Here is a 23,418-nt window from a genome sequence, read left to right on the forward strand (position 1 = left end):
GAGTCGGCCCTCTCCTTCTCACTCGACCCGAGTGAGAACGACCGTCCAGTCTCCCGCCGGGGAGTCGAGGTCCTCGATCCGCTCCAGCTTCCATTCCTGGTCGCGAACCGGGAACACGTCACCGGGCTTCAGCGAATGGTCTTCCTCGGCGCCGTCGACAACGACGACGAGGTCGACGAGCGGCGACAGACCCTCACGCTCGGAAAGATGCCTGACGAAAAACCGGGCAAACCCTTTGTTCGCCTGCATGTTGCGCCAGAGCGCAATTTCCTGCACCGTCACTTTTTCTCCAAGGTGACATAATTCGGAAGGATGCTGTCTTTCAGTTGATCGAACGTCAAGGGTTTCGGGTGGCTGGCATTGTACGGATTCCTCAACAGGAACCGTCCGCGGTCGTCGATTCCGGTCAGTTCATAAGCATGACCATCGACCAGCTTGCCAGGCAACGGCGACTCGTCCTTCTTGAGACACCGCGTCGCGACGATGACCGGGCACCCGTCCGCGAGCTTCTCCCCGATGTCCTCTCTGAACTGTGTCTTCGGGTTACGGCCACTGTGATCGAACCCGGTCGGGAGATCCCAGACCTGCGCGGGCTCGCCCGTCAACTGCACAAGCAGCTCGGCTCTGTCACCTGACTTGGTCCCGACGTTCAACCGTGTGTAGCCGGTGGGCAGTCCATCCATTTTCGAGTGGGTCGACTGCCATGTCGCCTCCTGATCCTCGCTCCACGTCTGGTCGATCCCCGCGACCGCTTTCTCCATGATCGGCGCCCATGCGACTCCTGTATTCGTGGAATCAGCGAAAGCCGGGGTGTAGGGCATTTCACTGTAGACCGGAAGATCACGGGTCACCGTCAACTTGACGATGGCACCCGTCGGCTCGAACCGCCCGGATCCCACCCTCTTCGCCTCGTTGAGTGACACTTCGTAAGTTCCATCCTCGTTCTCCTTGACGCGATCCATGATGTCCTGTGGACGATGCTCGGCGACCGCTCCCAGTGTCGCGATGATCCCGCAGTCTCCCAGGGCACCTTGCTGTGTCTGTTCCCGCCCGGGAACACCGTCGAAGAGCGGAGTACGTGTTCCGTCAGGCCGGTCCAGTGGAGTCCCGTAAGCGTCGGGCCCGTACATCCTTCCGGGAAGCTGGAAATCCGGCCTGTCCACCGTGTCAGAGATCTCCCGCACCCGGTCGCCACCGCCGAACGCGCTCTTCACCCGATCCAGGAATTGCCCGGTCGCCGGTGGTTCATCAGCTTCGGCTACGAGGCCATCACTCGGCGGCCCGGAGCCACCCGCCGTGTCGGTTTCCCGGACTTCCGCCGTATCCGGAACTTCACCCGAGTCCGTCGACAGATCATCCCTGTCACGGGCTTCAGGGGCGACGGGTTCGCTCCTTCGGTCCGGCCCCCACCTGTCTTCCCGGACCTCCCGCACAAGCGGGGCACCTTCGGCAGGATCTTCGACTTCTCGCGGCGGCGCGGATTCTCCGGCCGCGGACGACACCGCATCGGAACCGCCGGACACGCTGGCCGACTCCGCCGCCGGTTCCTCGGGCACCTCGTCCTCGTCGAGCCCTTCGGACGGCCCCTCGGACCCACCCGCGCCTTCGGACTCTCCACCCCCGTGGAACCCGTCCGGGTCGACCGGCTCGTCCGCGTCGACCGGCTCGTCCGGGTCATCCGGATCCTCCGGGGCGTCCGGGGCGTCCGGGCCATCCGAGACCTCTGAAACCCCCGGCGCGCCTTCGCCTTCCGCCTGGGCCGGGCTTTCCAGTCCGTCCGGCCCTTCCGGGTTGTCCGGCCCTTCCAGGTGGTCCGAATCATCCGGCTCCTCCGGCCCCTCGGGGTCGTCCAGGCCCGCCAGCTCTCCCTGGTCCTTCAGTGCTCCCTGGTCCTTCGGCTCTTCCGGCTCGTCAACGCCTTCGGGGTCCCCGGGCGCCTCTGACTCCCCGGGCTCCTCGGGTGCCCCCAAGGCATCGTCGGAGTTCCCCCGCCGCCAGGGCGAGGGACCGTCGACGGTCTCCGCATCCTGGCCGTTCTCAGCCGTACGCAGCTCGCTCATCCTCGAACCCCCCCGGGCCGGGTGGGCGCAACGGGCTTCCGGATCTTGCGCTCGAAGCCGGACAAAGTCGAGGAGAACCGCTTTCCCCACTCCTCCGACGGATCCCCACACCCGACGATCTTCTCCAGCACCGACGGCGCATACCGCCCGTGGTAATACACCCGCGTCTTCGTGCCCTTGCGTGCCTTCAAGTGCGGCTCGCCCACCGGGCACGGGTCCTGCCCCTCCAGCTGGGCGCGCATCATCGCAGCCACATGCTCGGCGAGCGCGCCCGGGTCCGCGGGAGTTCCCACGCGGCTGTGCACCGCCCCGTCCACGGCCTGGCCGATCGCGCAGTCCAGGAGGCGTCCCCTGTACGGCTCCAGGTCGCGTCGCATCGCCTCGCCCGGCAACGGTGTCGTCCAGCCCAGCAGATGGGCCGCCACAGCCATCTCCGCCCACAGCGTGATCCGCACCTCGGCCTGTTCTGTGAGCCGTTGGGCCCTGCGCAGATCGCGCAGCGTGCACGGCGCCGTCGAGCAGTCGGCACCGCACGCACGACTGCGCGCCCCGGTCATCCCGGCCGCCGACGCCGGACGGACGACCCCCGCGTCCTCGCGGTCCGTCCCATCGCGCATGCGCACCAGCAGCGGGTAGTCCATGCCGTCGGTGAAGACGGCCGCCTCGCCCGGGCGCAGGGTGACCAGGTACTCGGACTGGGCCTGGGTGATGTTCATCGTGGCGCCGACCGCCTCGCGGTCGTCCTGTGCGGGCAGGCGGTGGACGACCTTCGCCGCCGTGTTCTTGATGACGTCGGGCAGCAGTTTGCTCGGGATCTGGTCCGCGATGACCAGCCCTTCCCCATACGCCCGGATCTCGGCCAGCAGGCCCGCGAACATCTCCACCGCGTGGGCGCTCGCACCGCCCTCCTCGGCGCGGCGCAGCAGGCGGTGCGCCTCCTCGAAGACGGTCAAGTGGCGCAGCGGGAAGGACAGTTGGCGGGTCACCCGCTGCTCCATGCGCAGGTATTCGACGAGCCTGATGAGGATCGTGCCCATCAGGAACGCCTTGTCCTTGTCGTCGCCGACGTCCTCGATCTCGAAGACCACGTTGCGTTTCAGCAGCTCGCCGAAGTCCAGGGGGCGTCCGCCCTCCAGGAAGCGGCCCGTCGTGCCGAGCCGCAGGCTGGCCAGGCGGATCTTGATGAAGCCCTGGACGTTGTCGGCGACTTCCTTGCCGTATCCGATGTCCGAGACGACCTTGAGGGCCGTGTGCTCCAGGTCCTCGAGCGTGGGGTAGCGCGGCTCGGTGCCGGGGAATGTCGGCTCGCCGAGGGTCAGGTCCCAGCCCAGGTCCTCGTAGCAGCGCGTCAGCGCGGCGCTCAGGACCTGCGGGAACGGCTCCTGCGGGTCGAACGAGGCGAGGAAGAGGGCGCGCACCATGTCGAGGTGCGTCTGGAGCGGGAAGCGCTCGCCGCTCGTGTAGGCGGACGGCTCCAGGGGGTTCAGGCCGGCCGGGAGCGACTCCGGATCCCCCGGCTTGATGACGATGACCTCCACCGTGTCCCCGAGCCGCGCCGACATGAAGCGGTACTCGGCCTTGGCCGGCTCCACGACCAGCCACGGGATGCCCGCGTACGTCGCCGACTCCAGCAGACCCCGCACGGTCTGCGACTTGCCGCCGCCGGTCGCCCCGCACACGAACGTGTGCCGGTTGAGGGTGGAGCGGGTCAGTTCGAGGTCGCCGACGGGACTGCGGTTGCGGTCGAGGACCGAGCCGAGCCGGACGGGAGCGGCCCCGGGCGACGCCGGACGGCCCGCGGTCTCGGGAGTGACGTCGAACTCCGGGCGCAGGGCGAACCGTACGCCGGGGATCTCCTGGGCGGGAGGCCGGGCGAGTGCCGCCAGCAGGTCCGAACCGGCGTGGAAGGGGTACTCCTCCGGGGCGGGCAGAACGCCGCCGAGAACTGTGGGCAGATCGCCGACCCGCCCGGTCGGGCGCAGCGCGTACGGCAGTCCCTCCAGGTCCGCCGAGGCGCACAGCAGGGCCGCCACCCGGGTCGCCTCCTCGGGCGTACGACCGCCGGCCAGCAGCCGTATGCGCCACAGTCCGGTGGCCGACGCCTTGGCCAGCTCCTTGTGCCGGCGCTCCAGCCGGGCCGCGGCGATGGCGTACTCGGGCGAGCCCTCCGCCTTGGCCTGTGCCCTGCGCCGTTCGTCGGCCACGTCACCGGTGAGTTCGTCGAGCTCCGCGGCCGGTACCGGTTCGGCGAACACCAGCCAGGCGAACGGTTCCTGCCACACCCCGAGGAGGCAGTCCTCCAGGGTGGGCCGCTGGAGAGCCGCTCCCGTACGCGCGGGCCTCGGCTCGTCGTCGACCAGCAAGCCGTCGGTCACTCCGGCGACCGCGCTCCAACAGGGGAAGGCGGCCATCAGGGCAGCGGCCGCACCCGTCGGCTGCCGCCGGCCCCGTGCGCCCGCGGGCAGCCGCAGCAGGGACACCGTCCCGTCGGCCTCGTCCGTCCGGCCGCCCAGCAGGGCACTGCCGCCGACCAGGACGTCGAGGGGGCCGTCGGCCGCTCGGCGCGCCCAGCCGACCAGCACCGCGCCCCCCGCCGGGTCGTGCGGGTGCGGTGCGTGATGGGCTGAGACCAGGGCGGCGAGGCGCTGCGCCCGAAGCTCGTCCTCGCTGCCGACGGGCCGGTCCTCGGACGGCCGCTGCCGCGGAACCTCGCGCAGCAGTGCGGCCTCCAGGCTCGCGAACCGCTGCCAGGTACGGCCGCCGAGTGGGCTGTCCGTCATATGCGTTGGGCCCGCTCGGTACGTCCGGCCCGATCCGCCCGATCCACTCGTTCCCGCTGCCACTGCCGCTCGGCGAGTTCGCTCTGGGGAACGAAAGGCATGAACCCCCAGATGCCCGACACTTCCGACTGCGTGAAGAAGCGCGCGGCGCCCTTCACCCGGGCAGGCTCTTGCGCGAGCAGTGTGGTTGGCAACGTCTCCCCCGTTGTCGATCTTGCGGGACCACCCTAGAGGCAGGGGCGAACGCGGCCAAGCCTTGCAACTGTGACGTCACCTTCGGTGTTATCAGGTGGACTTGGGAAGTCGATTCAGGCACCATGTGTCGGCTGCTGATCAATGACTGACATCCGCTCAGGCGGACACGGGGGCGAGTCCAATCATCAGAGGCGTCTTTTCTGCTGCCCTCGGGACGGTCATTTCTCACCTGTCCACATGTGAGCGCCTTCATGGTGCCCATCTCCCTCAGGGCGAACTCATATGACCCATCCTGTTGACCCTCGCCAGCCGCAGGACCCGTACGGGTACGGCGGTCCGGGCCATTCCGACAGCCAGGCCGGCCCGCCCCAGAACCCCGTCACCCCGCCAGGGCCGCCCGTCCCGCCCGGCCAACCCGTCCCGCCGCAGCAGGCGCCATATCAGGCACCGCCGCCTCAGCAACAGCCGTACCAGGCCGCGCCGTACCAGGCCGCGCCCGCTCAGCAGCCGCCGTACCAGCAACCGCCCTACCAGGCCGCGCCGGCGCCCCAGCCGCAGTACCAGCAGCAGCCCCAGCAGCCGTACCAACCCGTCGCTCAGCCGCCCCAGTTCGCGCCGGGGCAGCAGCCGCAGTACCCGTCGCAACAGCCGCCGTACGCGCAGCCGCAGCCTCCCTACGGACAACAGCCCCCGTACGCACCGCAGCAGCCACAACAGTCGTTCGCCCCGCAGCAGTCGCAGCAGTCGTTCGCCCCGCAGCAGTATCCGCAGCAAGCGCCGCAGCAGGCACCGCAGTTGTCGTACCCACAGCAGCAGCCGCAGTACGCCCCGGCCGCGCCGTACGCCCCCGGCACCCCTCAGGTGAACCGCGGCGCCGACTCCTCGTCCGTGACCACGCTACTGCTCAACGTGCCCCTTTTCCTGGGCAGTCTGCTGGTGATCTGGCTGATCGCGCAGGCACTGCCGAGCGGCCTGGACATCGTCTTCATCGTCGCCTGGCTGGCGTCCGGCGCGCTGGTGTTCCACCGGCCGACCGAACGCGGCCTCGCACGGCTGTGGTTCAAGATGCGACCGCCCACCGGCGCCGAACTGGCAGTGCTCCAGCCCATCTGGGACGACATCACGCGCCGTTCCGGCGTCGAGGGCGCCAAGTACGACCTGTGGATGGAGGACACGGACGAGCTCAACGCCTCCGCCGCCGCCGGGCACATCGTCAGCGTGACGCGCGGGTCGATGCGACAGTTGCCGCCCGAGCTGTTGGCGGCCGTGATGGCCCACGAGCTGGGCCACCACGTCGGCGGCCACGCGTGGTCCGGTCTGCTCGGCTTCTGGTACGCCATGCCGGTCCGGGTGTTCATGCTCGTCCTGAAGGTCGTGATGAGTTTCCTGTTCTTCTTCACCGCCGAGCTCTCCTGCCTGGCGGCCGGCATCTTCGCCCTGGTCTTCGGCGGCCTCGCCGTCGCGACCTTCCTCGCCTTCCCGCCTGCCGTCGCCCTCTACGCGATCCCGTTCCTGCTCGCCTGGGCCGGCCGGCAGGGCGAGCTGCGGGCCGACCGGTTCGCCGGCCGGCTCGGATACGGACCCCTGCTGATCACCGTGTTCACGGGCTGGCAGGCGGAGGGCCATGACGACGCGGCTCGCAAGCAGAGCCCGATCGCCCGGCTCATGTCCACACATCCGCCGCTCCACCAGCGCATCCGCGCGCTCGAGACCTTCGTCGCCTGACCGGCCGGGAGCCTCACCCATGACTGTCGAAAGCACCGAGGCCGGACAGCTCGGCCGCTATGTGCGCCTCTTCGATTCCGGCCAGCGTCTCGGCTGGATCTACCGCGACCCCGAGTCGCTGCGCCGGCCGTTCGTCGAGCCCGAACCGCAGCGGGAGCAGGTGGCGGTCGGGTACGAGAACCGAGCGGAGGCCGCCCGGCTCGACCACGCGGACCGTCGCGGCTCCGCCCTCAAGATCGGCGGCGGTGTCGCCGCGGCCTGCTTCCTGCTGAGCTACTTCGTCGGCGCCGTCATGGCCGTCCTCGGCGTCGTGGCGATCGTCGTCGGACTGGCCCGCATGGCCCTCGCCTCGCAGCAGCTGAACTCCGCCACGGGTGATCTCGCGGCCCACCAGGGGTCCCTGGAGGAGCGGTTCCAGTCCTCCTGGCAGATGTGGCACCAGCGTCGGCACGACCACGAGGGCCGGCAGGAGCAGTGGGTCCGCGGCCTCGACGCCTGGGGGTCGCTGCCGATCCGCCCCGACACCCGGCGCCTGGACGTCTTCGGCGGCAGCCAGCGCGGCCGCGAGGGCTTCCTCACCGTCTTCGGCACCTCCACGCTCCAGGACCGGCCGGTCATCGTGGTCGACCTGACCCAGGCCCTGGTGTGCCGGGAGCTGTCCGTCCTCGCCGAGGCCGCCGGAGTACCCGTCGACGTACAGCTACTGCCAAGCCGTATGGCCGAGAGCGGCATCGTCGGTGGGCTGGCGCCGCACGAGTTGGTGCACGCGCTGGTCGAGGCGGTCCACGGGGACAACCCCGAGGCGGGCCGGGCCGAGCGTGCCGTCGACACCCGCATCCTCACCCAGCTGTGCGGCGCCCTCGGCGAGGACGTCTCCCTGGCCCGGCTGAGCGCGGGACTGCGGGTCCTGATGGGCGAGGCCGACGACACCAAGTGCCTCAGCCGCGACGAACGCAACCGGATCGCGGACGACCTGCTCAATGACAAGAACAAGGACCAGGTACGGGACAGCCTGTTCCGCCTGCTGTCCTTCGTGCACCCGCTGGAGCGGCTGGGTACCGCCCGTGCGGGACGCGGCCCGGGCTATCTCACCTGCCTCGCACTGGACTTCGGCGCGGGATCGGCGAGTACGGAGTTGCTGGCCGACCTGGCCGTCCAGAGCGTGATGCGGCGGCTGTCCTCCTTCCAGGAGACCGCGCCGTCCGTCCTCGTGGCCCTCGGCGAGCAGGGCCTGCAGCGGCGCCACCTCGAACAGCTGGCGCAGGTCTGCGAGCGCCACGGGTCCCAACTGGTGCTGCTGCACCCGCACCTGCGGGACGCGGCGGAGCAGATGATCGGGGGCGGTACGGTCGCCTTCATGAAGCTCGGCAACCACCAGGAGGCCAATGTCGCGGCGGACTTCATCGGCCGCGAGCACTCCTTCGTCCTGCATTCGTTGACGGACACCGAGGGCAGGACCGTCAACACCTCCGTCGCCAAGACGATCGGCTCCTCCGTCAGCAGGGGAACGACGTACAGCGAGTCCGCCACCCGCGGACGCAACTGGGGCAGCAGCAGCTCCACCAGCTACCAGGGCGGCGACAACCCGTTCTCGACGTCCTCCTCCAGCAACTCCGGTGGCAGCTACAGCGAGACGACTGGCACCTCCACCAGCTTCACGTACTCCACCAACGAGTCCACGACCCACACCACCGGCGACAGCGACAGCACCAGCCTGGCGACCGGGCAGCAGCGCGTCTACGAATACGTCCTTGAGCCCACGCAACTGCAGGCGCTCGCCGAGTTCAGCCTCCTGGTGGTGGAGCGGCACCCGGGCGGAGCCGTGCAGGTACACGCCGGCGACTGCAACCCGAACCTCGTCCTTCTGGACCGAGTGAGCATGGCACCTCTCCCGCAGTTCGACCCGGCACCGGCGGCGGCCCAGATCGCCGCGCCGCAGCCGCCTGGGCTCCAGCAGCCCTACCCTGTCGCCCCTCAGCAGCCGTACGTGCCCCCAACCCAGCCGACAGCACCTCAGCAGCCGTACGCACCCACGGGTCAGCAGGGACATCAGACGGCACCCCACCAGCCCTACGCCCCTGCGGTCCAGCCCGCCGCGCCCCAGCAACCGCAGTGGCCGTCCCAGGGGCAACCACAACAACCCGGTGGTGGCTGGACCCAGGGTCCACCCCCGAGCTGGCCAGGGCAGCAGCCGGGAAGCTTTCGGTGACCTCTAGTAACCTCTACTGCCTCCGAAAAGCCGAGGTGCGTACCAAGGCCGCGCTCATGCCCCGGTAGCCGCACCGCCGGGCGGGCTGCTGACCGTGTCGATGTCGGCGAGGATCTGCCGCGTGAGCCGGAGTTCGATCGCCAGAATGTCGTGGCGGAACTTCCCCGGATCCTTTTCGTAGCGGGCCCTGCCCACTTCGGAGGTGAAGGCGGATGCGGGGACCGCCTCCTGGCCCGGAGGAATGAACTTCTGGATCTCCTCGATGGCGGCCACCGCATACGCCATCGCGCCGCGGTGCTTGTGGTGCTCGGACTCGGGTGAGTTGAGCATCTCGAGTCCGGCGCGGGCGGAGACATCGGACGCGACCGCCGCGAACTCACCGGGATCGATGATCTCGGACGGCTCCGGGCCACCGAAGGCGGGAGGCGGCGGTGGAATCTCGTCCGCCATCAGGAAGGTGAAATTCCGGTTGCGGCCGCACTCTCGGCAGGCGCCCTCGTAGACGGCGACGATGTCGCCACCGCGCTGTTCCAGACGGTGCCGACGGTCGAAGTCGGGACTCCCGCACTCGCACAAATGCAAGTCCATGTACAGGTGCGCTTCCAACGAGGAGCGGGCTCTCAACATGACATGATCCTAGGGCTGTTGTGCGATTTGAGCAGGTACCGGGCCCGGGAGGGGCATCAACATGGACAGTTGGGCCAATCCCCGGACGGCGATGGGCACACTGCCTCAGTACCCGCACGCGCACCAGGAAGAACTCGTGTCGGCCGCAGGGCGCGGCATGGCCTCGGTGGCCGCCGCTGTCCTCGGAGACGGGCTGGACTCCCTTGACGTGGATCGGACCAGCGAGGGACGTCAGTATTTCGTACTGAAGGACAGCCAGGGGGAGTCCGCGACGGTCTGGGTGGACGCCGTTCCACTGGTGAGGGGGACGATCGCCGACACGGCGACGAACACGATGTCGCAGAACTACGTGGTCCGCGTCTCCGACCGACTCCCGACCGAGATGCTGAGCCGGGTGCTCGCGCACGAACTCGGTGAGCTCATGGCCGTGCGCGAACGTGCCGCCCAGGGTCTGGCTCCGGTGCGGGAGGACCTGCTGCGCGAAGGAGCCCAACTCCCTTCGGATCAGGAGCTGTCCGCAGCGGACAGAGGCCGCATAGGTGAGCTCAACTGGCTCGCCGCGCGTAGCGCAGCCCCCGATCTCTCCCCCCAACAGCAGTTGGAGGCGCGTGCGGAGTTCTCCGCGCTGCTTGATCCGTACGGCATCCGTCCGACCGTCGCCATGAGCGACGAGGAGGCGTTCCGGCCCCAGGAGAGGGCGGCCCGGGTCCGGTACCGGGTGTCGTTCGGCTCCCTCTCCACGGACTCCGTGAGTCTTCTCGACGCCCTCGCCCACCCCATCGAGAACCTCCCCCCCGCCGACGCCACCGCCCTCCAGGCATCCCGGGACGCCGCTCTCCGGGCCGAGCGCCAGGTCGAGGCGTTCATCGGGCGGCGTGAAGTCACCATGCCGATGCCGGGCTACGACCAGAACGGGCTGCCGCTCCCCCGCGATGAGCTGGAACCCGCTGCCGAGCGGTGGGCGGAGTACCGCGCCCAGGTCAGCGAGCGCACCGTGCAGACGTTGGAGGGGCAGCTCGCCGAAGAAAGACTCCCGTTGCGCAAGGTCGTGATCGGCGGCGGCGCGAGTCTCACCGGGCGGGACCCGGAGGCGCTGCTGGTGGACGGGGCGGGCCGTTGGCACCTGGACCCCGGGAGCGGGATCGTGCAGTCGGCGGACCAGGACCGCGACCTCGCGCAGTGGATGGGCGTCGACCCGTACTCGGCGGTCGACGACCCCCGGCACCGGGTGTCCATCCACGCGGTACGGGTCTGGGAGGACCAGCTCGCCACCCAGGGCGACGTGGTGAACGGCCACGCCCGTCTGCGCCTGGGCCGGGACGGTGAACTCCTCGCCGAGGTGAGGGCGTTCGCCGAGGACGGCAAGGAGAGCGGGCCCCCGCTGTGGGTGGCGTGCGACGGGACGCCGAGCGTCGCGACCGGCCTCACGCCGGACGTGGTGCCGGGCATGCCGCGCGGCCGGACCGGGGTGGAGAGCCGGAGCGAGGCCGTACGGCTGATCGGTGACCGGCTGCGGGAGCTGGAAGGACAGGGAGTGGCCCGCGCGGGCGAGCTGCGCTCCTGGCTGACCCAGGCCGAGCGGGGCGGCGCGGACGCCCGGACCGTGCTCGGCGCCCTGGAGTCGTCCTCGCTGAAGGACGCCCTCACGGCGGGCCTGGACACCGATGCCACCGCCCGCCTGGACAACTGCTTCACCGCCCTCGACGCGACCCGGAAGTGGGAGGCGGCGCGCGAGGCCGCCGAGGGCCGGGCGCTGCTGGGCGACGAGGTCGCCGAGAACCGTTTCGACCCGCACGCCGCCCAGCACTGGATCATCGCGGGGTCCGGCGGCACCGGGGTCGCCAACGCCGAGATCATCCTGCGGGAGAATCCCGACGCTCGGGTCACGATCGTCGGCTCGAGGCCGCCGGCCGCGCTCCAGCACCAGGTCCAGTACCCGGAGATGCTCGCCCGGTACGGCACGGGCGAGGACCCGCGTCTGACGATCGGCCGGGCGGAGGTGGGCGCGATAGAGACCTACCGGCACGAGAACGGCGAGACCTGGTTCCAGGCGGAGTACGTGGACGAGGCCACCGCGGAACGGAAGACGGCCCGGGCCGACGGCTACGTCTCCAGCCTCGGCCGCACCAACCCGCTCCCGCCCGCCCTCCAGGTCCTCGCCAACGAGGTGCGCGACCGGGGCGGGGAGATTTCCGGGGACCTGCTGTTCGACAAGGACGACCAGTACATCGGCTACGGCCTCACCTTCACCGTGGACGGCAGGGAACACCGCGTCGACGTGGACGGCGCGGCCTCCTGGCAGCTGCCGCGAGAGATCTTCGCCCCGGAGACGGGAGTTCAGGGCGCGCTGAACGGGATGGGCGCCCGCGGTCTGCCGTCCGAGACCGGCAACGCGGCCCCCGGCTTCTCCCCGATCGCCCGCCAGAGCGCCCTGCGCGCACGCGCCGTCGCGGCGGCAGCGGCGGGCGACCCCGAAGCGGTACGACGACTGTCGACCGTCCCGGAACGCTGGCAGCGCCCGGACCTGGGCCAGGTGACGGAAGCGACGGAAGCGACGGAAGCGACGGAGCCGAGGGGAGCACGGGAGGCGAAGGAGGCGCAGGAGGCGCGGGAGGCAAGGGGAGCGACAGAGGCCAGGGGGGCGACGGAGGCCAGGGGGGCGACGGAGGCCAGGGGGGCGACGGAGACGACGAAAGCACCGGCCGCAGGCCCCGTATACCCCGCCCCGCCCCAGGAGAAGGCCGAGACGACGGAACGGACCGAGACGACGGAAAAGACCAAGGCCACGGAACAGACCGAGGCCACGGAACAGACCAAGGCGACGGAACGGGGTCCGAAGCCCGTCACCGCCCTCGCCCCCGAACCGGCCACAGCCCCATCCCCCACCGCCGAGACCCCCAGGCCGGCTCCGTCCCCCGCCCCGGGCATCTCCGGTTCGCACCTCTGGCAGCTGGGCGTACCCAAGGGCGGCGTCGGCCGCCCGCCCGCCCCCGCCCAGGAACCCCAGCCACAGCCGCCCGGCCACGAGCGGCCCGAGCCGGGCGTCGACATGGGCGACTGACGGGCCGTGGACGACACGCCGGAGGGACAAGGAGCAAGAGCAGGAGCAGAAGCAGGAGCAGGAGCAGGAGCAGGAGCAAGTGCCAGAACGGGAACAGGAACAGGAACAGGAAGGGGCCCGGAGTCGAAACTCCGGGCCCGTTCCCCTGGCTCATCTCAGTCGGCGGACGGCTGCCGTTTCGGCCGCCAGACCACCAACGCGCTGGTCTGCTGCACCTCCTGGTACGGCACCAGGTCGCGCCGGTAGGAGGCGTGCACGGCTGCCTCCCGCTGCTGCATGGCCGTGGCCGCGCCGTCCAGCGCGGCCTCCAGCTCCGCGGCCCTCGCCTGGAGCGCGGCCACCTGGTTCTCCAGCTCGATGATCCGCTTGATGCCGGCCAGGTTGATGCCCTCGTCCTGGGACAGGGCCTGCACCGTGCGCAGCAGCTCGATGTCGCGGGCCGAGTAACGGCGGCCCCGGCCGGCGGTGCGGTCGGGGGAGACCAGGCCCAGACGGTCGTACTGACGCAGCGTCTGCGGGTGCAGGCCGGAGAGCTGGGCCGCCACCGAGATGACGTAGACCGGAGTCTCCTGAGTCAGTTCATACGGGTTACGCCGACGGCCGTCCATCACGCTCAAGCTCCCTTCGCGGCCTCGAACAGCTCCGCCCGCGGGTCCTCGCCCGCGGTCGCCTCGCGATACGCCTCCAGCGCGTCACGAGCCTTCCCCGACAAGTCCTTCGGAACACTCACCTCGACGGTGACCAACAGGTCGCCGCGGGTGCCGTCCTTGCGGACCGCGCCCTTGCCCCGCGCCCGCATGGTGCGGCCGTTGGGCGTGCCGGGGGGAAGCTTCAAGGTCAGGGACGGTCCACCGAGCGTCGGCACCCTGATCTCGCCGCCGAGCGCCGCCTCGGTGAACGTCACCGGCACGGTCACCGTCAGGTTGTCCTCCTTGCGGCCGAACACCGGATGCGCGCCGACGTGGACGACGACGTACAGGTCGCCCGACGGGCCGCCGCGCTCGCCCGGGCCGCCCTTGCCGCGCAGCCGGATACGCTGACTGTCCGTCACCCCCGCGGGGATGCGGACCTGCATGGTCCTCGACGACTTCGCGCGGCCGCTGCCCTTGCAGTCCAGGCAGGGATGCTCGGCGATCAGGCCCCGGCCCTTGCAGTCCGGGCAGGGGTCGGTCAGGGAGAAACCGCCGCCCGAACCCCTCGCCACCTGGCCCGTGCCGACACAGGTCGGGCACACCCGTGGGGTGCCGTTCTTGTCGCCCGTCCCCGAACACGCCTTGCAGGGAGCCTGCGAGGACATGCGCAGCGGGACCGTCGCGCCCTCGATCGCCTCCGCGAAGGTCAGGGTGACCTCGGTGTCGATGTCCTGGCCGCGCCGGGGCTGGGTACGGGTCGTGCCGGGCCCGCCACGGTTGAACAGGCCGCCGAAGACGTCCCCGATACCGCCGCCGAAGCCGCCCTGGGCACCGCCGCCCTGGGCGCCTCCGAAGAGGTCGCCCAGGTCGAAGTTGAAGGAGCCGCCCGCGCCCGGCCCCGGGCGGTAGCCGCCGTTGCCGAAGAGGGCGCGCGCCTCGTCGTACTCCTTGCGCTTCTTGGGGTCACCGAGGACGTCGTTCGCCTCGGAGATCTCCTTGAAGCGCTCCTCCGCCTTGGCGTTGCCCTTGTTGGCGTCCGGGTGGAACTCGCGGGCGAGCTTCCGGTACGCCTTCTTGATCTCGGCCTCGGTGGCGTCCTTGGGGACGCCGAGGACCTTGTAGAAGTCCTTCTCGACGAAGTCCTTGGTGCTCATCCTCGACGTCCCTCCTTCCACCCGATCATCCGCTCGAGCTCAGCCCTCGTCCGGGCCACCGCTCTCCTTGTCGTCGCCCGCCGCCTCGGCCTCGTCGGCCTTCACCGCCTGCGCACCGGGCTGCGGTTCGGCCACGGCCACCCGCGCGGGGCGGATGGTGCGCTCGCCGATCCGATACCCGGGCTGGAGAATCGCCACGCACGTCGTTTCGGTGACGTCGGGCGCGTAGCTGTGCATCAGGGCTTCGTGGATCGTCGGGTCGAAGGGCTCGCCCTCCTTGCCGAACTGCTGGAGGCCCATCTTCGCCGCGACGGTCTCCAGCGATTCGCCCACCGACTTGAAGCCGCCGACGAACTCGCCGTGTTCCCGCGCGCGGCCGATGTCGTCGAGTACGGGCAGGAGTTCGGTCAGGAGGTTCGCGATGGCGATCTCCTTGACCGCGATCCGGTCGCGCTCGACCCGGCGGCGGTAGTTCTGGTACTCGGCCTGGAGGCGCTGGAGGTCGGCGGTGCGCTCACCGAGGGCGGTGCGCACCTGGTCCAGCTGGGCCACCAGACCGGCTGTCTGGTTCGCGTCCCCGGCCGGGGCCGCCCCCGCCGCCGAAGCGGAGGAGGGAGCGGTCTTCGGCTCGGCGTCTTCAGGGGTGGCGCCGGAGGGGACGTCGGGCTTCTCCTCGAAGCCCGGAGTCTCCTCCGTCACGCGGCACCGTCCTTGCGCTCGTCGTCCACGATCTCGGCGTCCACCACGTCGTCGTCGGCCTTCGGGGCGTCGGCCTGCGGGGCGTCGGCGGACTGACCGGCCTGGGCGTCGGCGTACATGGCCTGGCCGACCTTCTGCGAGACCGCGGCGACCTTCTCGGTGGCCGTGCGGATCTCGGCGGTGTCCTCGCCCTTGAGCGCGGCCTTCAGCTCCTCGACGGCGGCCTCGACCTCGGTCTTGACCTCGCCCGGGACCTTGTCCTCGTTGTCCTTGAGGAACTTCTCCGTCTGGTAGACGAGCTGCTCGCCCTGGTTGCGGGCCTCGGCGGCCTCGCGACGACGGTGGTCCTCGTCCGCGTACTGCTCGGCCTCCTGGCGCATGCGGTCGACCTCGTCCTTCGGCAGCGAGGAGCCGCCGGTGACGGTCATCTTCTGCTCCTTGCCGGTGCCGAGGTCCTTGGCCGTGACGTGCATGATGCCGTTGGCGTCGATGTCGAAGGCGACCTCGATCTGCGGGACGCCACGCGGGGCCGGCGGCAGACCGGTCAGCTCGAACATGCCGAGCTTCTTGTTGTACGCCGCGATCTCGCGCTCACCCTGGTAGACCTGGATCTGCACCGACGGCTGGTTGTCCTCGGCCGTCGTGAAGATCTCCGAACGCTTCGTCGGGATCGTCGTGTTGCGCTCGATCAGCTTGGTCATGATGCCGCCCTTGGTCTCGATACCGAGGGACAGCGGGGTCACGTCGAGGAGCAGGACGTCCTTGACCTCACCCTTGAGGACACCGGCCTGGAGCGCGGCGCCGATGGCGACGACCTCGTCCGGGTTGACGCCCTTGTTGGCGTCCTGACCGCCGGTCAGCTCCCTGACGAGCTCGGCGACGGCGGGCATCCGGGTCGAACCACCGACGAGAACGACGTGGTCGATCTCGGAGAGGTTGATGCCGGCGTCCTTGATGACGTTGTGGAACGGCGTCTTGCAGCGCTCCAGCAGGTCGGCCGTCAGCTGCTGGAACTGGGCGCGCGTGAGCTTCTCGTCCAGGTGCAGCGGGCCCTCGGCGGACGCCGTGATGTAGGGCAGGTTGATCGAGGTCTCGGTGGACGAGGACAGCTCGATCTTCGCCTTCTCGGCGGCCTCGCGCAGACGCTGGAGCGCCATCTTGTCCTTGGCGAGGTCCACACCGTGGCCGGCCTTGAACTGCTGCACCAGGTAGTCGACGACACGCTGGTCCCAGTCGTCACCACCGAGGTGGTTGTCGCCGTTGGTGGCCTTCACCTCGACGACGCCGTCACCGATCTCCAGGAGGGACACGTCGAAGGTGCCGCCACCGAGGTCGAAGACGAGGATCGTCTGGTCGTCCTTGTCGAGGCCGTACGCGAGCGCGGCCGCGGTGGGCTCGTTGACGATGCGAAGGACGTTGAGACCGGCGATCTCACCGGCTTCCTTCGTCGCCTGACGCTCGGAGTCGTTGAAGTACGCCGGGACGGTGATGACCGCGTCGGCCACCTTCTCGCCCAGGTAGGCCTCCGCGTCGCGCTTGAGCTTCTGCAGGATGAACGCGCTCATCTGCTGCGGGTTGAAGTTCTTCCCGTCGAGCTCGATCGACCAGTCCGTGCCCATGTGACGCTTCACCGAGCGGATGGTCCGGTCCACGTTCGTGACTGCCTGGCGCTTTGCCACCTCGCCGACGAGCACTTCACCGTTCTTGGCGAAGGCGACGACGGACGGCGTGGTCCTGGCACCCTCGGCGTTGGTGATGACGGTGGGCTCGCCGCCCTCCAGAACACTTACGACGGAGTTGGTGGTGCCCAGGTCGATGCCGACCGCACGTGCCATGGTGATCTTCCTCCAGCTGACTTGAGTGGAACGGACTCAAGTGTGCACGACACTCACCGTGCGGTCAACAGACCTGAGTCCAACTCACTCAACTCTTATCCGTTCCTTACGCGCAAGGAAGCGTTGACCTGCGGAGATACGGAGCGCCCGGCCCGCCGATCCGAGGATTCGGGGTGGTGCGCATGGTCCTCAGGTTGACGCCGGGGCGCGTACACGGGCGCGGAACCCGCCCCGGGACGCGGCGCGGGACGACCCTCCTGATGTCCACCAGCCCCGAAGGTCCCGCCGGCGCCACCACCGGCCCCGCGGGCAACTCCGGCCGTACGGGCCCCGCGAGGGCCACGCGCGCGTGGCGTGCGTCCAGCCCGTCCGGGGCGACGGCCACGCGCGCGCGTCGGGCCGTACACCGCGACCCGCAGCAGACCGAACACGACGACGAGTGCCCCGCCGGCCACCCACAACACCGCCCGTACATCCATCCACCCGGAGTGCACCAACACCCCGACGAGCACCGCGGCGAAGGCCGCGACACCGAGCAGGACGGTCACCCCCTGGGCCGTGAGCCCGAGCCGCCGCAGCCGGTGGGCGAGATGGTCGGACCCGCAGCGCAGCAGCGGCCGCCGGGCCAGCCGCCGCGACAGCACGACCAGGACGACGTCGGCCCCGGCGACCGCGGTGAGCGCGAGCAGCACGCCCGCGCCGACGACGGGATCGTGTCCCGCGCGGGCGGTCACGGCGGCCGCGGCGAGCAGGAAGCCGGCGAAGAGCGACCCGCACGCCCCGAGGGCGACACGCGCGGGCGGCCAGTTGTGCATCAGGAACCCGGTCAGCGCGGCGGCGAACACGCTCAGCAGCACCGCCAGCCCGTCCATCACCTCGACGGCGGCGCAGGCGGCCACCCCGAAGGCCGTGACCACCCCGACGGTCCCGGCCACCCCGTCGGCGTGGTCGAGCGACCGGAAGGCGAGGGCGACGAAGGTGATCCAGCCGACGCCCGCGACTCCCGCGATCACCCCGGTGTCGCCGTACGGCACCACGAAGGCGGCCGCGAGGGCCGTACCGATCACCAGGAACCGCGCGTTCAGCCGCCATACGTCCGCCACGAGCCCCAGCGCGGCCACGGCGCCCCCCGCGGTGAGCAGCACCTCGATGCCGTCCCCGAGCGGGGCGATGCCCGTCCAGTCCCCGGCGACGGCCACGAGACAGGTGGCGAGCACCACGGCGGCACCCCCGAACAGAGGCACCCGTCGCTGCCGCTGCCGTCGGTCGAGCAGCCCCAGACGCAGGGCGGGCACACGCAGCAGCGCGGCCAGGACGGCGGCGAGGAACAGGGCGGTGATGGCGGCGACGATCCCGTAGAGCACGGATATAAATTAGTCATAAATGTACCAATTTGGTACGAATAACACGGCCGAGTTTACGACCAAGCCACCCTTGGCCCCCAGTCATGGAGCCGGCCCGCAAGTGACCCGAACCGATCGGATCCTGAGGCAACCCTGAGCGACTGAGATCACTCCGCATCCCGCTACAGTGCGGCGGAGAATACGGGGTAGTCTCAAACGGACTGCATAAGTTACCGCTTAGTAATTTCCCTCGCAGGCCCGAGGAGCCCCCGAATGCAACTCGCCGCGATCATCGTGTCGCTGCTTCTGACCGCGGTCGGCGTCGCGCTGATCGCGCGTGCCATCGGCCAGTTCGTCCGGTACTTCAAGCTGGGACAGCCGCTGCCCGCAGGAGCCCGGACAGACAACCCCTACGCGCGCAGCGTGACACTGGTGCGGGAGTTTCTCGGCCACACGCGGATGAACCGCTGGGGCATCGTGGGCTTCGCCCACTGGTTCGTGGCCATCGGCTTCCTGACACTGCCACCGACCCTCGCCCAGGCCTTCGGCCAGCTCTTCGAGGCCGACTGGGTCCTGCCGTTCGTCGGCGACTTCCTGCCGTTCGAGCTCTACATCGAGTTCATCGGCGTGATGACGATCCTGGGCATCGCCGTCCTCATGGCGATCCGGCTGCTGAACCTGCCCTCCCGCGCCGGCCGCAAGTCCCGCTTCGCCGGCTCCAAGGCCGGCCAGGCCTACTTCGTCGAGTACGTCATCCTCACCATCGGCCTCGCCATCTACACCCTGCGGGGCCTCGAGGGCGCGCTGCACCACGTGGATCACTACGAGGCCGGCTACTTCGCCTCGTACCCGCTCGTGCTGGCCTTCAAGGGGCTGAGCGTCACCGCGCTCCAGAACCTGGTCTACCTCGTCGCGATGATCAAGATCGGGACGTCGTTCATCTGGATGATCGTGGTCTCGCTCAACACGAACATGGGCGTGGCCTGGCACCGCTTCCTGGCGTTCCCGAACATCTGGTTCAAGCGCAACGCCGACGGCGCCACCGCCCTGGGCGGCCTCCAGCCGATGACGTCCGGCGGTAAGCCGATCGACTTCACCGACCCCGGCGACGACGACGTCTTCGGCGTCTCCCAGGTCGAGCAGTTCTCCTGGAAGGGCCTGCTGGACTTCTCCACGTGCACCGAGTGCGGCCGCTGCCAGTCGCAGTGCCCCGCCTGGAACACCGGCAAGCCCCTCTCCCCCAAGCTGCTGATCATGTCGCTGCGCGACCACGCGCACGCCAAGGCCCCCTACCTGCTGGCCGGCGGCGGCAAGTCGATGGAGGGCGAGGAGAAGGCGTCCGAGGAGCAGCTCAAGGACGTGCCCGCGGCCGCGCTGGCCGAGGCCGAGCGCCCGCTCATCGGCACCGCCGAGGAGAACGGCGTCATCGACCCGGACGTCCTGTGGTCCTGCACCACCTGCGGCGCCTGCGTCGAGCAGTGCCCGGTCGACATCGAGCACGTCGACCACATCGTCGACATGCGCCGCTACCAGGTGATGATCGAGTCGGCGTTCCCGTCCGAGGCGGGCACGATGCTCAAGAACCTGGAGAAGAAGGGCAACCCCTGGGGCCTGGCGAAGAAGCAGCGCCTGGAGTGGACCAAGGAGGTGGACTTCGAGATCCCGGTCGTCGGCCGTGACATCGAGGACCTCACCGAGGTCGAGTACCTGTACTGGGTCGGCTGCGCCGGCGCCCTCGAGGACCGCGCGAAGAAGACCACCAAGGCCTTCGCCGAGCTGCTGCACATCGCGGGCGTGAAGTTCGCGATCATGGGCGGCGACGAGAAGTGCACCGGTGACTCCGCCCGCCGACTGGGCAACGAGCCCCTGTTCCAGGAACTCGGCATGGAGAACGTCGCCGCGCTGAACATGGCCTTCGGCGAGGAGACGGACGACGAGGGCAACGTCACGCCCGAGTCGAAGAAGCCCAGGTCGGCGAAGAAGATCGTCGCGACCTGCCCGCACTGCCTCAACACGATCGGCAACGAGTACCCGCAGCTCGGCGGTGACTACGAGGTCATCCACCACACCCAGCTGCTCCAGCACCTGGTGGACGAGGGCAAGCTGATCCCGGTGACCCCGGTCGAAGGGATCATCACCTACCACGACCCCTGCTACCTGGGCCGCCACAACAAGATCTACACGCCCCCGCGCGAGATCATCGCCAGCGTCCCGGGTCTGCGCAACGAGGAGATGCACCGCCACAAGGAGCGCGGCTTCTGCTGCGGCGCCGGTGGCGCGCGGATGTGGATGGAGGAGCGGATCGGCAAGCGCATCAACAACGAGCGCGTCGACGAAGCCCTCTCCCTCAACCCCGACATCGTCTCCACGGCCTGCCCGTTCTGCCTCGTCATGCTGACCGACTCGGTCAACGGCAAGAAGAACGACGGCAAGGCCAAGGAGTCCATCCAGGTCGTCGACGTCTCCCAGCTCCTGCTGGAGTCGGTCAAGACCCCGGCCGCCGACGAGCCCCCGGCGGGCGAGGCGGAGACCGAGAGCGAGCCGGAGCCCCAGCCGGTGAAGTAGCCCGAACGGCCGAACCACGCTGTACGGACGCCGTACGAACGCCGTACCGACGCCCCCGTGTCCCCACCCGGACCCGGGGGCGTCGCCGTCCCACGCCGCCTCCCACCCTTGCACCCACTACAACCCCTACAACCCCTACAACCCTTACGGCCCCCTACAGCCCCCTACGAACGGCTGGGGCTGCAACCCCTACATCCCTGATGACGCTCCCCTGACGGACCATCGAATCCCGCCCCGTTACTCCCCTTAGGGGATGTCACAGCTCAGCAGCAAAGCCGTACCCGGACGGCAGGCACGGGTACGTCACTCTGCGGGACCAGGTACGTTCGAAGACGTGGCTGGATTCAGGATCGGACGCGGCGGCCGGGACAACCGTGCCCCGCAAGCGCGACCGCAACACCCTCCGTACGGGCAGCAGGCGCCCCAGGGACCGTCGAGGTCCTCTGGACCGTCGGGTGCGCCGGGGCCCTCCGGTGCGTCAGGACCCTCGGGGCCGTCGTACGGCTACCCGTCGGCCCAGCAGCCGTACCCGCAACAGCGGCCGCAGTACGGCGGCACGGGCGCGGGCGGCGGCCAGTGGCCCCAGGCGAACGGCGGCGGGTACGGCGGACAGAACGGCGAGGAGCCGGAGTACTTCGGCGGCGACGCCCCGTACGGCGCTCCGGGCGGCCCCGGTGGTCCCGGCGGCCCTGGGGGTGCCCCGCACGACCCGTACGCCGCGAACAACCCGGGTCACACCCAGGCCTTCTCCATCGACGACCACAACCAGTACGACCAGTACAACCAGGGTGGTACGTACCACGCCGGTTCGGCGCCGGCGGGCCCGATCGGTCCGCGCCTGCACTGGAAGGAACTGCTGAAGGGCATCGTCCTCACCCCCAGGCAGACCTTCCTCCAGATGCGGGACTACACGATGTGGGGCCCCGCCCTCGTCGTCACGTTCCTCTACGGCCTGCTCGCGGTCTTCGGCTTCGACGGCGCGCGCGAGGACGCGATCAACGCGACGCTCTCCAACGCGATCCCGATCGTCCTCACGACGGCCGTCGCGATGGCGCTGAGCTCGTTCATCCTGGGCGTGGTCACCCACACCCTGGCCCGCCAGCTGGGCGGCGACGGCGCCTGGCAGCCCACGGTCGGCCTCTCCATGCTGATCATGTCGCTCACGGACGCCCCACGCCTGGTCGTCGCGATGTTCTTCGGCGGCGACGCGTCGTTCGTACAGCTGCTGGGCTGGGCGACCTGGGTGGCGGCCGGCGCCCTCCTGACCCTGATGGTCAGCCGCTCCCACGACCTGCCGTGGCCGAAGGCGCTGGGCGCGTCGTCGATCCAGCTGATCGCACTGCTGTCGATCGTGAAGCTGGGCACGTTCTAGCCGGCACCTGGCGGACAACCCGTAGGACCCTCGGCGAATCGAGCGCCGGGGGTCCTTTGTCGTGCGACCACGCGACCACCTCGAACAGTCACCCTAGGTGAGACATAGCGCGTCCAGGCCGAATGAATGCGTCATATATACCGCATGTCGGACGGTCATGGCTACAGAGCGTCAGATAGTGTGACGGCTCTCTTCAATCTTCCATCAGGAGTACGCGTGAAAGCTCGCTTTGGCGTGAGACGGGGAACGGTGCTCGTGGCGGCCCTGCTGGTCGCCCTCATCGCCACGATCCTTCCGGGATCGGCATTCGCCGGCACCGACGACGACCAGGCCCACTCGGACCACTGGGGCGTGATCCCCCGCCACACGATCGGCTCTCCCGTCGCCGAACTGCGCAACGGGCCCTTCGGCTCGTACGACGTGGCAGGCACCGCCGCGAGGCCGCCGTACGGTCGAGGCAGCCTGGGCATCGAGGCGGTGGGCAACGCGCCGGGGGTGACCCCGTCAGTGATCGAGAAGGTCGACTTCGGCAACGAGGTGGACTTCGTCGGCAAGTCGTTGCTGGGGCTGCGGCGCATCGGTTTCCACGTGTTCCAGACACGCGCGAACGTCCGCTACGGGGGGCCGAGGAACATGCCGAACATCAGGTTCGAGATCGACCCGAACCTGAACGCCACCAACGACTACTCCACGCTGGTGTGGCTGCCCGGCGCGTCCCCGGTCACCAACGCCTGGAGCCCGTTCCTCGACGCCACGAGGACCGGCGGATGGTTCCTGACGGGCAGTGCGGGCACCGCGACAGGCTGCACCCCGGCCCACCCGTGCACCTTCACCGCGCTGAGGGCTGCATTCACCTCCCGCCACGCCAGGCCGACCGTCTACACGGTCGCCGTGAGCAAGGTACGGGACTTCATGTGGATCGGCGCGGTCGACGGCCTCCGGCTCAACGACTACGTCTACGACTTCGAGCGGGACGGCGTGAAGGTACGCCGAGTGCGATGACGGACTGACGGGGCAACGGACTGACGGGGCAACGGGCTGAGGCAACGGGCTGACGCGGTCACACCACGCCGCCGTGACGCAGAGGCACGTTCGAGGCGGGTCGGGGCGGGGCGGGGGCTGGTCGTCCCGATCCAGGAGACGACCGAGCCCCGCCTCGCC

General features: G+C 69.8%; 16 protein-coding genes. 6 read left to right on the plus strand and 10 right to left on the minus strand.

The window, feature by feature from the left end; translation table 11 throughout:
- Positions 1–18: 18 nt before the first annotated feature.
- The 4 genes from ACFWBB_RS27800 to ACFWBB_RS27815 all read right to left on the minus strand — a co-directional run bounded on the left by ACFWBB_RS27800 (position 19) and on the right by ACFWBB_RS27815 (position 5,809).
- Complete coding sequence (locus ACFWBB_RS27800) at positions 19–282, minus strand: DUF6406 domain-containing protein (protein ID WP_385277754.1); 264 nt, start codon at positions 280–282, stop codon at positions 19–21.
- The gene (locus ACFWBB_RS27805) at positions 279–2,060 is read right to left on the minus strand and encodes a C2 family cysteine protease (protein ID WP_385277756.1); all 1,782 of its coding nucleotides are present in this window, start codon (positions 2,058–2,060) and stop codon (positions 279–281) included. Before ACFWBB_RS27805 ends, ACFWBB_RS27800 begins: the two co-directional genes overlap by 4 nt.
- Complete coding sequence (locus tag ACFWBB_RS27810) at positions 2,057–4,840, minus strand: ATP-binding protein (RefSeq protein ID WP_385277758.1); 2,784 nt, start codon at positions 4,838–4,840, stop codon at positions 2,057–2,059. The genes ACFWBB_RS27805 and ACFWBB_RS27810 overlap by 4 nt, the downstream gene beginning before the upstream one ends.
- 462 nt (positions 4,841–5,302) lie before the next feature.
- A complete protein-coding gene (locus ACFWBB_RS27815) occupies positions 5,303–5,809 on the minus strand; it encodes a hypothetical protein (RefSeq protein ID WP_385277760.1) in 507 nt (168 codons plus the stop codon).
- A gap of 21 nt (positions 5,810–5,830) precedes the next feature.
- Here ACFWBB_RS27815 and ACFWBB_RS27820 point away from each other — a divergent pair, with 21 nt between their 5' ends.
- Entirely contained in the window at positions 5,831–6,760 is a 930-nt protein-coding gene (locus ACFWBB_RS27820; RefSeq protein ID WP_385277762.1) for a M48 family metalloprotease, read from the plus strand.
- Positions 6,761–6,779: 19 nt separating this feature from the next.
- Entirely contained in the window at positions 6,780–8,969 is a 2,190-nt protein-coding gene (locus ACFWBB_RS27825; RefSeq protein WP_385277764.1) for a hypothetical protein, read from the plus strand.
- A 54-nt stretch (positions 8,970–9,023) separates the two neighbouring features.
- Here the strand turns inward: ACFWBB_RS27825 and ACFWBB_RS27830 are convergent, their stop codons facing one another.
- A complete protein-coding gene (locus ACFWBB_RS27830; RefSeq protein WP_385277766.1) occupies positions 9,024–9,557 on the minus strand; it encodes a hypothetical protein in 534 nt (177 codons plus the stop codon).
- Positions 9,558–9,657: 100 nt separating this feature from the next.
- On the opposite strand from ACFWBB_RS27830, the gene ACFWBB_RS27835 reads away from it, so the two are divergent.
- Positions 9,658–12,657, plus strand: a complete 3,000-nt coding sequence (locus tag ACFWBB_RS27835; protein WP_385277768.1) for a hypothetical protein — start codon at positions 9,658–9,660, stop codon at positions 12,655–12,657.
- A gap of 155 nt (positions 12,658–12,812) precedes the next feature.
- Here ACFWBB_RS27835 and ACFWBB_RS27840 read toward each other — a convergent pair whose 3' ends face one another.
- The 5 genes from ACFWBB_RS27840 to ACFWBB_RS27860 all read right to left on the minus strand — a co-directional run bounded on the left by ACFWBB_RS27840 (position 12,813) and on the right by ACFWBB_RS27860 (position 18,341).
- A complete protein-coding gene (locus ACFWBB_RS27840; RefSeq protein ID WP_385277770.1) occupies positions 12,813–13,265 on the minus strand; it encodes a heat shock protein transcriptional repressor HspR in 453 nt (150 codons plus the stop codon).
- Positions 13,266–13,270: 5 nt separating this feature from the next.
- Positions 13,271–14,443 (minus strand): molecular chaperone DnaJ, encoded by a 1,173-nt coding sequence (dnaJ, locus tag ACFWBB_RS27845; RefSeq protein ID WP_385277772.1) that lies wholly within the window; start codon positions 14,441–14,443, stop codon positions 13,271–13,273.
- Between the two features lie 39 nt (positions 14,444–14,482).
- Entirely contained in the window at positions 14,483–15,142 is a 660-nt protein-coding gene (grpE, locus tag ACFWBB_RS27850; RefSeq protein ID WP_385277774.1) for a nucleotide exchange factor GrpE, read from the minus strand.
- A complete protein-coding gene (dnaK, locus tag ACFWBB_RS27855; RefSeq protein ID WP_385277776.1) occupies positions 15,139–16,977 on the minus strand; it encodes a molecular chaperone DnaK in 1,839 nt (612 codons plus the stop codon). The genes grpE and dnaK overlap by 4 nt, the downstream gene beginning before the upstream one ends.
- 95 nt (positions 16,978–17,072) lie before the next feature.
- Complete coding sequence (locus ACFWBB_RS27860; RefSeq protein WP_385277778.1) at positions 17,073–18,341, minus strand: MraY family glycosyltransferase; 1,269 nt, start codon at positions 18,339–18,341, stop codon at positions 17,073–17,075.
- A 252-nt stretch (positions 18,342–18,593) separates the two neighbouring features.
- Between ACFWBB_RS27860 and ACFWBB_RS27865 the strand changes: the two genes are divergently transcribed.
- The 3 genes from ACFWBB_RS27865 (at position 18,594) to ACFWBB_RS27875 (ending at position 23,259) form a co-directional block, all read left to right on the plus strand.
- Positions 18,594–20,885, plus strand: coding sequence for a heterodisulfide reductase-related iron-sulfur binding cluster (locus ACFWBB_RS27865; RefSeq protein WP_385277780.1), 2,292 nt, complete (start codon positions 18,594–18,596; stop codon positions 20,883–20,885).
- 253 nt (positions 20,886–21,138) lie between these two features.
- Complete coding sequence (locus ACFWBB_RS27870) at positions 21,139–22,257, plus strand: Yip1 family protein (RefSeq protein WP_385277781.1); 1,119 nt, start codon at positions 21,139–21,141, stop codon at positions 22,255–22,257.
- 216 nt (positions 22,258–22,473) lie between these two features.
- Positions 22,474–23,259, plus strand: coding sequence for a hypothetical protein (locus ACFWBB_RS27875; protein ID WP_385277783.1), 786 nt, complete (start codon positions 22,474–22,476; stop codon positions 23,257–23,259).
- The last annotated feature ends 159 nt before the right edge of the window (positions 23,260–23,418 follow it).

This window comes from Streptomyces sp. NPDC060000 (assembly GCF_042737375.1).
GTDB lineage: Bacteria > Actinomycetota > Actinomycetes > Streptomycetales > Streptomycetaceae > Streptomyces.